Origin of the sequence: Segetibacter aerophilus (assembly GCF_007991655.1) — a bacterium.
Taxonomy (GTDB): Bacteria; Bacteroidota; Bacteroidia; order Chitinophagales; family Chitinophagaceae; genus Segetibacter; species Segetibacter aerophilus.
Genome location: NZ_BJYT01000008.1, coordinates 240,444 through 256,033, shown reverse-complemented (window position 1 = coordinate 256,033; position 15,590 = coordinate 240,444). Strand labels below are relative to the sequence as shown.

12 protein-coding genes are annotated in these 15,590 nt (G+C 39.6%); 6 read left to right on the top strand and 6 right to left on the bottom strand.

Annotated features, from left to right (window positions below; genetic code table 11):
• Window positions 1-42: 42 nt before the first annotated feature.
• From SAE01_RS12585 to SAE01_RS12575, 3 genes are all read left to right on the top strand, one after another.
• Window positions 43-1,017, top strand: a complete 975-nt coding sequence (locus tag SAE01_RS12585; protein ID WP_147204118.1) for a Gfo/Idh/MocA family protein — start codon at window positions 43-45, stop codon at window positions 1,015-1,017.
• A 46-nt stretch (window positions 1,018-1,063) separates the two neighbouring features.
• On the top strand, window positions 1,064-3,823 hold the full coding sequence (locus tag SAE01_RS12580) for a M1 family metallopeptidase (protein WP_170234154.1): 2,760 nt from the start codon (window positions 1,064-1,066) through the stop codon (window positions 3,821-3,823).
• Window positions 3,824-3,917: 94 nt separating this feature from the next.
• Entirely contained in the window at window positions 3,918-4,853 is a 936-nt protein-coding gene (locus tag SAE01_RS12575) for a GNAT family N-acetyltransferase (RefSeq protein WP_147204116.1), read from the top strand.
• Between the two features lie 8 nt (window positions 4,854-4,861).
• Here the strand turns inward: SAE01_RS12575 and SAE01_RS12570 are convergent, their stop codons facing one another.
• From SAE01_RS12570 to SAE01_RS12550, 5 genes are all read right to left on the bottom strand, one after another.
• Window positions 4,862-7,276, bottom strand: a complete 2,415-nt coding sequence (locus tag SAE01_RS12570; RefSeq protein WP_147204115.1) for a hypothetical protein — start codon at window positions 7,274-7,276, stop codon at window positions 4,862-4,864.
• 8 nt (window positions 7,277-7,284) lie between these two features.
• A complete protein-coding gene (locus tag SAE01_RS12565; protein ID WP_147204114.1) occupies window positions 7,285-8,412 on the bottom strand; it encodes a DUF4249 domain-containing protein in 1,128 nt (375 codons plus the stop codon).
• Between the two features lies 1 nt (window position 8,413).
• The gene (locus tag SAE01_RS12560) at window positions 8,414-11,188 is read right to left on the bottom strand and encodes a TonB-dependent receptor (protein ID WP_147204113.1); all 2,775 of its coding nucleotides are present in this window, start codon (window positions 11,186-11,188) and stop codon (window positions 8,414-8,416) included.
• Window positions 11,189-11,190: 2 nt separating this feature from the next.
• Window positions 11,191-11,931, bottom strand: a complete 741-nt coding sequence (locus tag SAE01_RS12555) for a hypothetical protein (protein WP_147204112.1) — start codon at window positions 11,929-11,931, stop codon at window positions 11,191-11,193.
• A gap of 63 nt (window positions 11,932-11,994) precedes the next feature.
• Entirely contained in the window at window positions 11,995-12,675 is a 681-nt protein-coding gene (locus SAE01_RS12550) for a 2-C-methyl-D-erythritol 4-phosphate cytidylyltransferase (RefSeq protein ID WP_147204111.1), read from the bottom strand.
• 250 nt (window positions 12,676-12,925) lie between these two features.
• On the opposite strand from SAE01_RS12550, the gene SAE01_RS12545 reads away from it, so the two are divergent.
• The 3 genes from SAE01_RS12545 (at window position 12,926) to SAE01_RS12535 (ending at window position 14,519) form a co-directional block, all read left to right on the top strand.
• Complete coding sequence (locus tag SAE01_RS12545) at window positions 12,926-13,492, top strand: DUF4230 domain-containing protein (RefSeq protein WP_147204110.1); 567 nt, start codon at window positions 12,926-12,928, stop codon at window positions 13,490-13,492.
• Window positions 13,489-14,112, top strand: coding sequence for a DUF4230 domain-containing protein (locus SAE01_RS12540; protein ID WP_147204109.1), 624 nt, complete (start codon window positions 13,489-13,491; stop codon window positions 14,110-14,112). The genes SAE01_RS12545 and SAE01_RS12540 overlap by 4 nt, the downstream gene beginning before the upstream one ends.
• Window positions 14,113-14,258: 146 nt before the next feature.
• Entirely contained in the window at window positions 14,259-14,519 is a 261-nt protein-coding gene (locus SAE01_RS12535) for a hypothetical protein (RefSeq protein ID WP_147204108.1), read from the top strand.
• A gap of 259 nt (window positions 14,520-14,778) precedes the next feature.
• On the opposite strand, the gene SAE01_RS12530 is transcribed toward SAE01_RS12535, so the two are convergent.
• Window positions 14,779-15,393, bottom strand: coding sequence for an HAD family hydrolase (locus tag SAE01_RS12530; protein WP_147204107.1), 615 nt, complete (start codon window positions 15,391-15,393; stop codon window positions 14,779-14,781).
• Window positions 15,394-15,590: the final 197 nt, after the last annotated feature.

The window sequence follows — 15,590 nt, the reverse complement described above, 5'->3', positions numbered from 1 at the left end:
TCGTTCTAACTATCTTTACCCGCATTAAATGCAAGAATTATTATGCTGAAAGTTGGTGTATTTGGAACGGGACATTTAGGGAAATTTCATTTGAATAACTGGAAAGAAATCGAGGGGGTAAAACTGGTTGGTTTTTATGAACCGGTAGAACAGACTGCTAAAGAAGTAATTGAAAAATACGGACTAAAAAGATATACCGACGCCGATAAATTTATAGATGCGTGTGACGCGGTTGACATTGTCGCACCGACAAATCACCATTTTTATTTGTGTGAAAAAGCCATCCGAAAAGGCAAACATGTATTTGTAGAAAAACCCTTAGCTCATACGATCGATGAAGGCCGGCTATTGGTAAACATGGCCAGGGAAGCAAACATAAAAATGCAGGTTGGACACGTTGAACGTTTTAACCCTGCTTTTTTGGCTCTGAAGAATACTCGACTCAACCCTATGTTTATTGAGGTTCATCGTCTCGCTCAGTTCAACCCGAGAGGTACTGAGGTTAGCGTAATTCTCGACCTGATGATCCACGACATCGATATCATTTTAAACATTGTTGATAGTGATGTAAAAAACATCTTAGCCAGTGGCGTTGCGGTGATGACGGATACTCCAGACATAGCCAACGTACGGATCGAGTTCAATAACGGCTGTGTTGCCAATCTTACAAGTAGCCGCATCAGCATGAAGAAAATGCGCAAGATGCGGATGTTTCAAAAGGATAGTTATATCGGGATTGACTTTTTGGAGAAGAAAACCGAAGTCATAAAACTAAAGCAGGCGGAAGATGCAAATGCTTTTTGTTTTGACATAGAAACACCAAACGGAAAAAAAACAATTGCTGTTGCCAATCCAGTCGTGAAGGACTCAAACGCGATAAAGCTGGAGCTTGAAGCTTTTGTTGACTCAATCATAAATAATAAGCCGACAGTGGTAAGCGAGATAGATGGCTTTTTAGCTATGGAAGTAGCGCATCAAATAATTGAGAAGATCAGCCACAACCGAAACTTAAGTTAACTGAAGCAAATCAACCTGCCATCTTCAATTACTAATGAGACCCTTGGTGAAAAAAATACTGTTGTTTTTATCCCTTGCCCTTTTTTCTGATCTTATCTATGGTCAGGAAAGTTATTGGCAGCAGGAAGTCAACTTTACCATAAACGTGTCACTAAATGACCAGGACAATATACTGGAAGCGTTTGAAACAATTGAATATATCAACCACTCCCCCGACACACTTCAATACATCTGGTTTCACATTTGGCCAAACGCTTATAAAAACGACAGGACAGCTTTTAGCGAGCAGTTTTTGAAAGAACGGCGGACGGATTTCTACTTTTCAAAACCAGGACAAAAAGGATACATTAACCAATTGAATTTTAAAGTAGACGGCATCAACGCTACTGTAGTCAACGATACCAATAACATTGATATCATACAAGTTTTGCTACCCAAGCCGCTTGCGCCGGGAAGCAAAACAATTATTAGCACGCCCTTTAAAGTAAAACTTCCTTACAATTTTTCAAGAGGAGGTCATGTGGGCAGGGATTACCAAATCACTCAATGGTTTCCGAAACCTGCTGTCTACGATCAAAAGGGGTGGCACCCTATGCCCTATCTCGACCAGGGCGAGTTCTATAGTGAATTTGGAAATTTTGATGTAGAAATTACAGTACCCTCAGCGTATATAGTAGCGGCAACGGGTGTATTACAGGATGCAGCTACTTTACAGGAATTGAAAGAAAAAGGAAAGCATACTGCCGACGGGAACACCAAAGTGTGGCATTACAAGCAAAACAATATTCACGATTTTGCATGGTTTGCCAGTAAAACGTTCATAGTACAATACGACACTGCTGTTCTTACTTCTAACAAAATTGTTGATGTCTTCTCTTTCTACAAACCGCAATCAAAAGGCTGGAAAGAAAGTATTGCTTATGCAAAAGATGGAATAAGAAGATATAGTGGGTGGCTTGGCGATTACCCTTACTCTACCTGCAGCGTTGTGCAGGGTAGTAAGAATGAAAATAGCGGTGGGATGGAGTATCCTACCATAACGCTCATAACAGCCCAGGAGACTGGGAAGGAATTGGACGCTACTATTGTTCATGAAATTGGCCACAACTGGTTTTATGGCGCACTTGCTACAAATGAAAGAACGCATCCCTGGATGGACGAAGGAATGAATACTTTTTATCAAAAAAGATATGAAACGGAGAAGTACCCTCCTACCCTCTCAAAAAAGAAATCGTTTCTAGGGAACGAAACAAGCACGGATGAACATGTAATTTTTGAAACCCTCGCGAAAATTAAAAAAGACCAGCCAATAGAAACCAGTTCAACAGACTTCACAACTACTAACTACGCGCTTGCTGCCTACTACAAAACCAGTTGGTGGATGAAAAAATTAGAGGATGAACTCGGGCGAGACCAGTTTGATAAAGCGATGCATTCGTATTACAGTGATTGGAAATTTCGACATCCCTACCCTGACGACTTTAAAACAAGTCTTGAAAAAGCCGCCGGTAAGAATTTGGACTCGCACTTCAGTTTGCTCAACAAAATGGGGTCATTCGACACCACACAAAAAAAGTCGCTCAAACCAGCGTTCGTATTTAATAGCCTCGATAATAAACACAATTATATCAATCTGTCCCCGGCGCTCGGTTACAATTATTACGACAAGGGCATGATCGGCGGTATGATTAACAACTACACGCTACCCCTGCCAAAGCTGCAATACCTCGCAGGAGTTCTATACGGAACCGGCTCAAAAAAATTAAATGGCTTTGGACGTGTTTCTTATAATGTTTATAAAAGAAACTATCATGTAAGCACGGCACTTAGCTACAATTCATATTCACAAAACGATTTCACAACAGCCGACAACACTAAGCTTATATTGGGCGTTAAACGCTGGGTGCCTTCTGTAAAGCTTACTCTCTTTGATAAAGACTCCCTATCAACCCGTCGTTTTGTTGCACAATGGAAAACATTTTTACTGAATGAAGGGGCGCTCGATTTCAAAACTATCTACACGGCTACAGACACTTTTGACCGGGTAACGACTATCAACAATCGCTCTTATATAAATCGGTTGTCTTTAAGTGTCAGTGACAATCGGGTGCTGTTTCCTTATAGCCTTACCGTTTCAACTGACCAGGGAAAAGACTTTATAAAAACCGGACTTACAGGCAAAATGTTTTTCAATTATTCTGATGGAAAATCAGGAATGTCTGCCCGTTTTTTTGCAGGAAAGCTTTTCTATTTAAAACCAGCTACTACCCTCGTAAGGTTTAGAAACGACCGTTACTTTTTAAACATGAGTGGTCCGACCGGATACGAAGACTATACTTACAGTGATTATTTTATTGGAAGGAACGAGTTTGAGGGTTGGCAAAGTCAGCAGGTAATGGAGCGGGATGGCTTCTTTAAAGTAAATACCGCTTTGCTAGGAAATAAAGTAGGCAAAACAGACGATTGGTTAATGAGTTTGAACCTTTCATCGGACCTGCCTGACAACATCAATCCTTTGAGTATTTTGCCTATCAAAATTCCTCTTAAGATTTTTGCAGACGTTGGTACTTATGCCGAAGCATGGAAAGAAAACCCTGCAAGTGGTCGTTTTATCTATGATGCGGGTATTCAAATTCCTCTTTTTCATTCTTTGATAGATATTTATATTCCGATTGTTTATAGTAAGGTCTACCGCAACTATTACAAGTCAACTATCACCGAAAAAAGATTTTTAAAAACAATTGCTTTCACTATCAATATCAGTAAACTAAAGCTGCAGGATGTTTTGAAGGATATTCCTTTGTAGGAGAAGATGGATGGAATTATGGTAGCCAGCAGAGGAACTTGTTTCGTTATTCGTTGCGTCGCACACTTGTACTAAAAAAGCTAATTCTACATTTTTGAAAAGCATTTCTCCCCACATACAATTCTTACAACACAGCGAGATAAACAAAGCCAAATGGGACAATTGCATAAGCCTTTCTCAAAACCGATTAATCTACGCGCAATCTTTTTATCTCGATAATATAGCTCCTGGTTGGAACGCTCTTATCAGTGGGGATTATGAATGGGCACTACCTTTAACCACCCGTACAAAACTTGGTATTACTTATTTATACCAGCCATCTTTTACTCAACAGCTTGGTGTGTTCTGCCAGCAAGAAGTTGCCGTGCCTTATAAAGAGATCATCAAGTATTTACAGCATCAATATCGATTCTGTGAAGTCAATTGGAATTACGTCGTTTCAACACTTCCGCCTGATCCTTCGCTCCAGGTAACTACCGCAACCAACTTCATTCTTGACCTTTCAGCTACTTATAAAAATACCGTGGCTAACTATCATGGAGACCTCCTTAGAAATCTAAAAAGAAGCAAGCGATTTCAACTCTTTTACCGCGAGCAAGGCGAGTACGATCAGTCTATTCAGTTATACAGGGAGCAATACGGACAACGGATGCCCCATGTAAACAATGACGACTACCGCAACTTCAAAAAGATCTGTTCATACTGCAGAGAAAACGGGATGCTTCTATGCAGGGAAGCAGTGGATGAGCACGGAACAACAATGGCAACGGTATTGTTATTGACCGACGGCAAGAGGATTTACAACCTCATGAACTCGACAACAACTGCAGGAAGGAAAAGTGAAGCAAATCATTTTTTGCTAGATGCAGTAATAGAAGAATTTTCAGGCAAAGATTTCATTTTTGATTTTGAAGGATCAGATTTGCCCGGGGTGAAAAACTTCTATCAAAACTTTGGAAGTATTAACCAACCCTACTTTAAACTAAAATACAACCTTCTTCCATGGCCGCTAAAACTCTTTAAAAAATAAGCTAGAAGCTATTTTGTCACGTCTATCGTAAACACTTTTGACCCCGATCTTCCGCTTTTTGAAATTCCCTGCAGAATTACTGCAAACCTTCCGGTAAGGTCAGAAGTATAAAAACTTATTTCTTTCTTGCCGGTATTGTCTGTCTTAATATCAGGGGACCAGTACAACAAGCTGCGAAAATCAGGAAGCCTGCTTGAGTAGTCCTTGCTTGTGCCGTAACCAGGTGCGTAGAACTCTCTTTTCAATTGCAGCGCATCATAGTCAAGAACTGTTGATGTAGTATCTAAGCGAAACCCTTCGAGGTCGCCGCTGTAGGTAGAAAAGCTGGCAACGCCATCAAAACTAACAGGGCCTAAAAAGTATCTTTCCTGCACTCCTTCGAGTTTTTGCACTTTCAGAGGATCGTAGTGCGTTATTTTATTGCCATTGTCAAATTGCGGTACTCCGTCTAGCAGCACTACTGGCTCTTTTATAATAGGATTACCTAGTTCGTCTTTGGTTACAGTTGTTAGTATAAAATTGTCCCGTCTTTTTTTAACGTTCACTTCTCTCACGTATTCGCGCAGCACTTCCTCCATTGTCGGAAAACGGGTATAATCCTCCAGCATATACTTAAATTCAGGTTTGCCATAAAAACTAGCCGTATCCATTTGTGGTGCTAATAACCGGTTCAATTTCTCACCGCTATAAACATTTTGCACCTGCATGTGTACGCTCTTGTTTAATAATTGACGAGGTGAAATTTGAAGCGGACTAAACGAAGGCACTTTAATAGAGGAATATTCTTCTGAAAACGGATTTGAAATATCTAAGCGAAAAGAGTCACTCGCTAATCTGTTTGTCTGACCTACAATCAATGTCGATCCAAAGAAATTGGATGTATTGAAGTAGATACTTCCATCTTGTCCACTTAGGGCAGTATAGAGATGAAAAAGTGGGCCCGGAACAGAAAGATACCCCGGAACATCTCTCCCTGGTGAATTGGTGTACTTGTTTATGATCTTGCCTCCTACCAGGTGTCCTTCATACTCAGGCAAAAAAGTATATGTCTGTTTCTTGTTGCCAAGTACCTCATCCCATTTAAACTTACGCCAGCCGTGCGTCAGCATAAGGTTATCGACTGCCGCATCTACTTCAACACTGTTGTTATCAAAATAATATTCCGGCGCCTCCACAATACCCTTTAAATCTGATGACATCCATAGGTAGGTATTGATATTTTCCGGTCTCGATTGCAAAGAGTCTACAAGAAAAACTGCCATTGACATTTCTGATGGATCAAGGTTTGCGCCTTCATCTTTTGAAAGTAAGCTCACAGTAACTTTTCTTCGATTTGCAAACTGCTGTTGATCTGCACCTGCTTCAATCATTAATTGTTGCTGAGGCTTTTTAAAATACAGCCTTTCGCAAACGGGCTGATTGTTTTGGTTAAACAAAGTGATGTAAGTAACACCGTCCCCTAATCTGCTTTTGTCCAATTGAAAGTCTGCATTACCATTTTCAAACCGCATGTAGTTTGAAGCTTTTACCTGGTTATTTTGATGAACGACTAAAAAGGCGGAACGATCCGTTGTATTTGTACGGACATTAATTTTTAAAGAACTACCTGCAGTTACATCCGGAATGTTTAAAACGAAGCCGGAACTAAGAGGTACTGGCAAATTTTGGGAAGTAACCATTCCTTCCCTGGCGGTAACAATCGCTTTGTATTGCTTACCTTTTTGCGGGGTAAATGTGAAATTGCCGATACCAAATTTTACAGGCTTAAAATGAAGAACTGTATCATTTTCCTGGTCAACCACCACTCCGTTAAATTCTACTCCTTTGCCCGCATTATCTGTTACGCGAAAAGCTACCTTACTTTTTAATTCACTTACCAGGCTTCCACCTTCCGGGAAAAATTGTGCATTGTAAGTACGCACTACTTTATCAGTTGTAGCAGTTTCAGCTTTTAAGGTATTGATGATAGTTATTCCCTGGTGGAAATAAGATTCCGGATCAAAATTCTTCATCCAATTTGTATAAGAACGAAGTATAAAATTCCCTGATCTCATATTTAACGGGATAACGAATGAACCGCTTCCGGTTCCCCCATCTAGAGCTATCTTGCCTTGAAGTACCGGCTGCTGATCTTTGTCAAGCACTTCCACATAAGCGACCTTACTCACGTCTAACAAATGATTATTCGCAGCCTCGGTACAATATATTTTAAACCAGATTATTTCCCCCGCTACATAAGACGTTCTGTCTGTATGCACAAAGATTTTTTCCCTTAAAACCTGGTCTTTATACTCCGCTATTTTTTTTAGAATTCCTTCTGATTGATCAGTTTGCGCAAACGACGAAAATCCGCCTAGGGCGAAGCAAAGGATACAAACGAGTGTTTTATAAAATGAAATATGTGAACACAAAAGTTTAATCATTTTGAATTTTACCAGAATGAAGGTTTTACGTTAGTACCTCTTAAAGTACAATCAACGCAATCAGGATAAGCTGAGTAATATCCTTTTATTGGCCCCGGCGTTCCTTCTGCCTGGTAGGGTAATAGTCCTCCCATGTCATAATAAACCCGAAAGCTATCGCGGTTATTAGCAACATAAGTTGGTTGACAGTCGAGAGTGAAACGTGAGGGAACATTGGATATAAAAATTCTTTTTTCGTTAACGGTAGACGCTGGAATGTAACCGATAACTTTCTCATTTGGATTGCTGACGCAACTAATATTACCCGTAACCTCGGACGGTAGTGGATCGAATATTGACCCTAAAGATTCGGTATTACTTTTCATCATACTGAAGAAATCGTAGCCTTTTCGATCTAAGGAATATTGACGAACCAAAATGCTGTAGCGAACACTAAATCGTTCGGCATGCATTGGAATGCTTATAAGAGGCGCAGAACTAATGACGTCATTGGCAAGTTGAGCTGATGACCCTATAATAATCCTTTGGGAGCTTTCATTTCTCCAACAGTAGAAAAGCTTCAAGATCTCATCAAATGATTGACGTGGAGTAACAGCACCATTTTTATATTCATAGTAAGTCATGTAGGCAGAATGTATTTCCCAGGTTTCTTCGTAATCCCACTTGTAATAGCGCGTGTTGTTTTGCTGGTCATGTGTATTTACAGAAATTTCCACATCGCTATTTTTATACTTCCAGCTTATGCTATCGATTAAGGGTGTTTGCTTTACGGCTACATACTCTGATAAATATTCTCCTGTCGTAGTCTTTATTTGCAACCTGTATTTCTGTGCTGGTTTTAAAATAAGAGAGTCTGATACATAAGAACCCTTTCCTGTTGCCCGTACATTAAAAGTAGAATTGTCTTCACCCTTTATGGTGACAATAGCGTTTAACTCAGGTTTCACTTTCGATGAATCTTTGATAGCTACTGTTCTGCTTAATTTTATGGTAGTGAACCCGCGTGCATTTATAAATCCTTCCACAACCAGGTAGTTGCTTTGAGAAGACGGTATCTTTGGATCAAAACGCTCCTTACACCCTACCCAAACGATGGCTATAATAACTACCCATATGACCATCCATACTTTGCGCATATTAAAATCTTATGTTGTAATTAATAAAAGGAATTGCACTTCCAAAGATTGAAAGCTTATAACCGTTGACTACGCCATTCTCGGATGTAAAATAAACGGAGTAAGGATTTTTTCTCCCGGTAAGATTATATACCCCTATCGTCCAGGAGTTATGCGTTAGTTGGTGAACTTTGTGGTTTCCATCAATATTCATAGAAAAATCTGTACGGAAATAATCTGGGATGCGATTGGCATTTCTATCAGAATAAAGTGCCCTTTGTGAACCGCCGTAATAATATCTACCAATAGGCAAAGTAATTGGTCTTCCAGTGCTGTAAGTTAGATTTAAGGATAAACTAAACCTGTGGTTGATGGCGTAGTTACCTACAACTGTTGCATCATGCGGTTTATCATAATTAGCAGGATAGAATTTCCCACCATTAACAGGGGTACCTATGTTAGGATCATTCATTTGCAGCAGCGTTCTCGACCAGGTATAACTCATCCATCCATTTAGTTTGCCTATTCTTTTTTTCACCATCAACTCAACCCCGTATGCCTTACCCCTTGCATTAATAACATCCGTTTCGATATGTGGGTTTAGCACGAGTTGGGCGCCACTTCTATAGTCCAGGGTATTCTGTATTTTTTTATAATACACCTCAACAGATGTTTCAATAGAGTCAACTCCAAAATTCTTAAAAAATCCAATTGAGAATTGCTCGCCGAATTGGGGCTTAATATTTAAATCGCTTAGCTTCCAAATATCGGTTGGAGAAATGGCAGTTGTGTTAGACAACATGTGAATGTACTGCCTCAACGTATTGTAGCTTCCTTTAACGAAGAAGCTTTTTGTTAAAGAATATTTAGCCGACAGCCGAACTTCAGGGCCGTGATAAGTTTTAATAACCTGGCCGGGAGTATAGGAAACCTTGTTTATTAAAGTGCTTTCCTGCTTCGGCAAACCTGCGGCATACACATTTACATTTTGTGCTCCCAGGTAATTGAACATAGAATACCTGATGCCTCCACTTACCGAAAATTTATTACTAAAATCGTAGCGGTCATTAATGTACACCGCACTTTCTGCCGCCTGCTCGGGTGATGAAACATTAGGAGTAACCAAAGACTCCTGCCCTACAGGAACAAAAGATCCGGGGTGGAGTTTGTAATACACAGCACTCAAACCAAAGTCAATTATATGCGTACGATCTAGCGTATAGGTGAAATCTGTTTTTAGATTGAGCTGGTTAATATCAAAGCCCATCTTGTAGGCGTTTATCTTATTTTCTTCACTGGAATTTTGATATTTATAACTATCATGTCCTGTTGTAAAAGCGCCTTCAAGCCTGCTATTAAACACGTGCTTCCACTTAATTGAAAGCGATCTGTTTTGATAACCATATACCGTATCGTTGTTCAAATTGAATTGGTCTTTGCTCGCATAACCGGTAAAATACAAATCATTCCTTTCGTTGATTTTTTGACTTAGCAGCAAGTTGAAATCATAAAAGGAAGCTGCGCTATTTCTATAGTTGGAATTTTTGGGCAATAATTCGAGCAACCAGTTTGCATAGGTTGTGCGTGCGCCAAAGATGAACGAAGACTTATCTTTCTGAATAGGTCCTTCAACAGTAATACGGCTTGTAAGAAGGCCGACGCCCGCCGTACCACTGTACTTCGTCTTACTTCCTTCGCGACTGGTAATGTTTAAGACAGAAGATAAACGACCTCCATATTTTGCAGGTATGCTACTTTTAAACAATTCGACATCTTTTATAACTTCCGGGTTAAAGGCTGAAAAGAAACCGAAAAAGTGCGAAGGATTATAAATGGTAGCATCGTTGAAAAGTATAAGATTTTGATCAGCCCCACCGCCCCTGACATTAAAACCTGTACTGGCTTCACCTACAGATTTTACCCCCGGCAGGGTTAGGATTACCCGCAACACATCCGCTTCACCAAAGACCGCAGGTACTTGTTTGATAGTTTTAATGTTAAGCCGTTCTGAACCCATCTGTGCCCTGTTCACATTGATATTTCGTTGGGTTGAAACAAGCACATCTTCAAGCACGCGTATTTCATCTTCCATTTCAACTGGTAACAATCCGTCGGCATATACAATGAGTTGTCGGCGCGCTGCCTTTTTTCCAAAGCTGTTTATGGTAACAATATGACGTCCCTTAGAAAGTACAAGACGGTACATACCATTGCTGTCAGTTGTCGCCACGTCGTCCTTTCCATCTAAACCTATTGAACTTTGGGAGAGCGGTTCTTGTGTTTTCAATGAGGTTACGTAAAGAGATACTACTGCGGTACCTTCATTTGAACCAGGCGTTTTTACGCCTATCTGGTAGAGTTTATCATTAGCAAAAGTCTGTGCGCCGATGATCGGCTTTCCATTATTTTGATTTGAAGAAAGCCGTGCATTTTTAAGAGAGTCGTTTCTGTTTGTACTACCCGGCGCTGCAAGCGTTGTAACTATTGAAACTCCTTTCGTAAGAAAGACATGATGTTCGTTATCTATACTAGCATTAAAATCTGTGTATTGAAAAACTGTTTTTAACAGCTCTGTCAGAGGCATAGCAGTAACGGTTATTGTAACAGCAAACGAATCGAACTGGGCGCGGTTATAGTAGAAGGTATAGTTAGTTTGCTGTTCAATTGTCTTTACAAATTCATCTATATCGGCACTTCTAAATGCGCCGGTTATTAGTTCACTTTTTGTTTTTTGGGCATAATTTGTCACGGAGGCTAAAAGAAAACACAGCAGCAAGATTTGTTTAAAAAGTCTCATTATTACTTCGTTAGCTGATTGTAGTATTCGGTTGTTTTTATCATAAAATTTTCAGCAGCCCTTCGATAGTTAAGATTGTTTTGCTTGATATATTGCTGTATCTCCTTTTTCTTATCGTCAAATTGTTCGAGCAAAGATTTCTTACCGCGTATTTGAATATAGGTATTGTTCTTTTTCAGATAGAAATGATCTTTTTCAAAAACCTTCAACTCGAGCTTCTGTTTAGTATAAGTCTGAATATTCTTTGTCCGGCGAGCTAGCAAGGAAGTTTTCCCAACGGTAAGAATATCATAGAAGCCGGAGGTTATATTTTTTGTAAGACCAGTGTCGGGTTCAAGATGTAAGAAGGTATGTCCCAACACTGAAAAAGCTTTAATCCTTTCTTTTAGGAGCTGAATTTTCAATACCTGGCTAGCATTAAGAATGATTACCTCGTCTGTAACGAGATTATATAAAATGGAAACATCGCTGTAGGTATTACCATCGTAATTGATCGTCCCCTTATTGAAATTAGTTTGAATGAAATAAGGATGACCTTCGTCAAATGGAAGAATGTACTCCTGGTATTCTTTTCCGTTATATAAACGGAGTTGTTCTTTTAGGGTGGTACTGTAAAAGCTAATCGCAGATTTTGCAGCAGGTGAAAGAGAAGAGTCAGGCACTAAAGCCTGTGAAATACCTGGTATCGAAAAGCAAAGAAATATGACCGAAATCAGCAAGCTTCTTATCTGTAACCCAGTCATACAAGCAGAATAGTTTAGGCACCGAATGTACTGAAATTATTGCCTAGATAAGCCTGCATAATCTTATTGTCGGTGAAAACCTTCTTCCAATAACTTTTCGGCGATAAACAAATCAAGCGGGCGGGTTATTTTTAAATTGTTGTGTTCGCCTTCTATTAAAAACACTTCGTTACCTGCCGCTTCCACTACCGTAGCTTCATCGGTAAAAGCTTCCGTATATTCCTGCTTGAAAGCAGCCAATAGAATGTCGGACCGAAAAGTTTGAGGTGTTTGAACGATGCGAATATTGTTTCTATCAATGGTTAAATGAGTTGTTCCCTCAACAACACGAATCGAGTCAGTTGCAACTACAGCAGGTATCGCACTTCCTTTTTCTAACGCTTGCTGATAACATCTTTGTATTAATGGAACTGAAACAAGACACCGAACACCATCGTGCACAAAAACGATGGCGGGCTCAGTTATTTGCTTCAACCCGTTTTGTACCGAATGAAAGCGAGTTGGCCCACCGGCTACTATTTGCACGCGTTCTTCTGCATCCATCTGCTTTACAATCTGTTCCCCGTAATTGAATTGCTGTCGTGGCAGAACTAAAATAATTTGCAGATCGTCGTAAGTGAGTAGAAAAGTTTGAAGAGTGTATTGAAGCAGCGGTTTCCCCTTTATTAATAGAAATTGTTTTGGCACCTCGCTTCCCATTCTTTGACCAGAACCACCGGCTACGATTATAGCATATTTCTTCATCGCACAAAGATGCTTTTAAAACAAATACCGTTTTTATCGTGTTGTAAAAACTATAGAAGGCATAGTTTTCATTATTATTAGAATAAGTCAACAGGTGGCAATTGTAGTGATGGCAAATGACTTAGCAGAGGATCAAACCAAGTAGCAACGTTTTTATGAGTTGCACTAAGTTTTAATGATGAACGGATTGCGACGCAAGAATGACGCTATGAAAAACAAATGCCGGTATAAAAAAATAGCAATATAAAATATGCAGCAGACTATCCTTATACTTTTACTGTTTTTAGTTTCTTGTGCTAAAAAGGATAATACCGATGAGAAGCCGGGTGTGCTTACATTAAGAGAAATGAGCGACCTGGCAACGGTAGAATACACTGTGACGAAAGTGATTAAAGCAAGCGACAATAAAACATGGTTTAAGGTAGGCGATCGAAAAATATTGATGAGTTGTGAGGCACATATAAAAGCAGGCATCGATATGGGTGCGATAAATGAAAACAGTTTTAAAATAGCAGGCAAAAACATTGAAGTGTCCCTGCCTCCTCCAAAGGTTATCAGTATTAGCTTGCCTGCTGAAGGCATTAAGACTGAATACGAAACGGTGAGTGTGTTTAGAGACAAGTTTAAATCGCAAGACCGGGATGCACTGGCAGCACAAGCTGAACAGCAGATACTAAACAGCATTGACTCATTGGGAATACTAAACCAGGCTAAAGTAAATACTTCGATGTTTGTAACGAGCTTTTTAAAGAGACTGGGCTATGACAACATACGGATTACTTACGATGGAAGTACGCGTCAAAATCCTATGCAATGAGAAAGGTCGCATCCCTGGTTACAAAAATCATTTTCTTACTGATCTGCTACTGGTTCATCACACGGGTGGTTATCCCTTCTATGAAAAATATTTTTGTTTCTAAACAAATAACGATCGATCAAACGCCGATACTTATAAAAGAAATAAAGTCAATAGGACAACTGATTACGTATACCTCGTTTGACGAGGTTGTTGCTGACACTACTATAAAAACAAAAGGTTCTGCATTTGTCAACGGCTTTAATCGGTTTACGCCTGTGCCTATTCTTCCGTCTGCAGACAAGCAACTGGTTATAATTGGGCGGGGAAAAATTTTAGTCGGTACCGACCTAACACGATTGTCTGACTCAGGTGTTACCATAAAAAATGATACTGTTCGTGTTCAGTTACCCAAGGCTCAAATTTTAGATGCTATTTTAAATCCTTCAGATTTTGAAACGTTTGTTGAAAAAGGAGAATGGTCAAATGATGAAGTGATTCGTGTAAAGGCCCAGGCAAGGCGAAAAATGATAGAGCACGCATTAAACCAACACATATTAACTAAGGCAGATGCGAAGGCCAAAATTGTTATGGAAAATTTTTTGCACAACATTGGGTATAAGCATGTTGAGGTGTTTTAATTTTTTACAGAATGATTTGTTTACCCGACTCTACGTCTTTACTCAACATCGTTGTGTCACTCACTGTTACTTATAACACTTTATTCAAATTTGTTCTGTTTGCTTTATTGGCATAATTCTTAACAATACTATTGCAAATGGAAACGATGACAGTTGAACAATTTAACGATTTAGACGAAGAGCAAAAAAAAGCAGCCATTTTTGACGCAAAAAAAGTTTCTGAGAGATTTGAAAAGAAAGTAATAAAATATGAGCTGTTTCAGATTGATAACTTCTTTATAGAAACAAAGACGAGCCTTCAGCACAAATTCAAAAGAGTGATAGCGACTTTCACACGCAATGAAGTTCCGACCATATACGCAAGTAAGATTATATATGCTTTAAGTAGTCTTCTCTTGGTTTTATGATTTGCAGGTTTAAGCCTTTTTACCTGGTATTCTGCCAGTAACGAAAACACAACTCGTTACTCCCTAATTAGCATTGCTAAAATTTCCCTGATTTTTCTTGCTCTAATCTCACTTTCATCTATAAGATGAGTTCAAAAAATATTGGTTTAAAAAAAGAGGGCTGCATAGAAATGCTGCCCTGTTTTTATCCAATATTCTATGAAAAACCACTTGTATAGATGATGTAGCAGAAGCATAGGTTGCAGCGCAAGATTTCATTTTACACTTTGTCAATTCTTATCGACTTCATTCCAGCTGCCTCGGCTGCCTGAACACCAGGGTCACCGTCTTCAAATACGATACATGCTTCAGGTTCAACGCCTAGTTTTTCGGCAGCCATTAAAAAAGGCTCTGGATTTGGTTTGCCTTTTTCATAATCTTCCGAGCAGACCATAAGATCAACCAATGAGTCTATCCCTAGTACTTCCAATGTTTTCTTGATCGTTTTCCGTGAACTGCCAGAGACTACCGCTATTTTGTATTTTCCTGCACTGGCCTTCAAATGGTCCACTACGTGAGTAATAGGTTTTGTTTGAGGGATGAATTCGTTGTAAAACAGCTCGGACTTCGAAGCGTCAAATTCCTTCGGATTAAAATCGCTTTTATACCTCTTGTTTATTTCGGCTACCACTTCAGTTGTTGGGTATCCCGCTAATTCATCCACTATGCCCGGATCAATTTCTACCCCACCATCTGAGGCTACTCTTTCGTAAGTCTCCTTATGATCTTCCATATTGTCGGCAAGTGTGCCGTCGCAGTCATACAAGAAAGCTTTGTAGTCACCTTTGGTTAGCTCCATCAGTTTTTCGTACTTGCCGTTATTATCGTGCCCCATACTTAATTTATTTTTTGTTTACGTAACTAATTCAACTTTTGCGCCGAAAGTACCGCCGAAGCTTTTGGGGAATGTTTGATAAAACATAAGGTACGCCATCTACTCTTGAGACTTATTTCGGTTTTTGAAAAATGTGTGCTGAAAAGATGCTTAGCTGTACAAGTGTGCGACGCAACTTAAGACCAATAGAAATCCCT

Bases quoted from the DNA above. Each gene is read 5' to 3' on its own strand.
- SAE01_RS12585 (WP_147204118.1), top strand. From the start codon at position 43: ATGCTGAAAGTTGGTGTATTTGGAACGGGACATTTAGGGAAATTTCAT.
- SAE01_RS12570 (WP_147204115.1), bottom strand. From the start codon at position 7,276: ATGATTAAACTTTTGTGTTCACATATTTCATTTTATAAAACACTCGTT.
- SAE01_RS12565 (WP_147204114.1), bottom strand. From the start codon at position 8,412: ATGCGCAAAGTATGGATGGTCATATGGGTAGTTATTATAGCCATCGTT.
- SAE01_RS12560 (WP_147204113.1), bottom strand. From the start codon at position 11,188: ATGAGACTTTTTAAACAAATCTTGCTGCTGTGTTTTCTTTTAGCCTCC.
- SAE01_RS12555 (WP_147204112.1), bottom strand. From the start codon at position 11,931: ATGACTGGGTTACAGATAAGAAGCTTGCTGATTTCGGTCATATTTCTT.
- SAE01_RS12550 (WP_147204111.1), bottom strand. From the start codon at position 12,675: ATGAAGAAATATGCTATAATCGTAGCCGGTGGTTCTGGTCAAAGAATG.
- SAE01_RS12545 (WP_147204110.1), top strand. From the start codon at position 12,926: ATGCAGCAGACTATCCTTATACTTTTACTGTTTTTAGTTTCTTGTGCT.
- SAE01_RS12540 (WP_147204109.1), top strand. From the start codon at position 13,489: ATGAGAAAGGTCGCATCCCTGGTTACAAAAATCATTTTCTTACTGATC.
- SAE01_RS12535 (WP_147204108.1), top strand. From the start codon at position 14,259: ATGACAGTTGAACAATTTAACGATTTAGACGAAGAGCAAAAAAAAGCA.
- SAE01_RS12530 (WP_147204107.1), bottom strand. From the start codon at position 15,393: ATGGGGCACGATAATAACGGCAAGTACGAAAAACTGATGGAGCTAACC.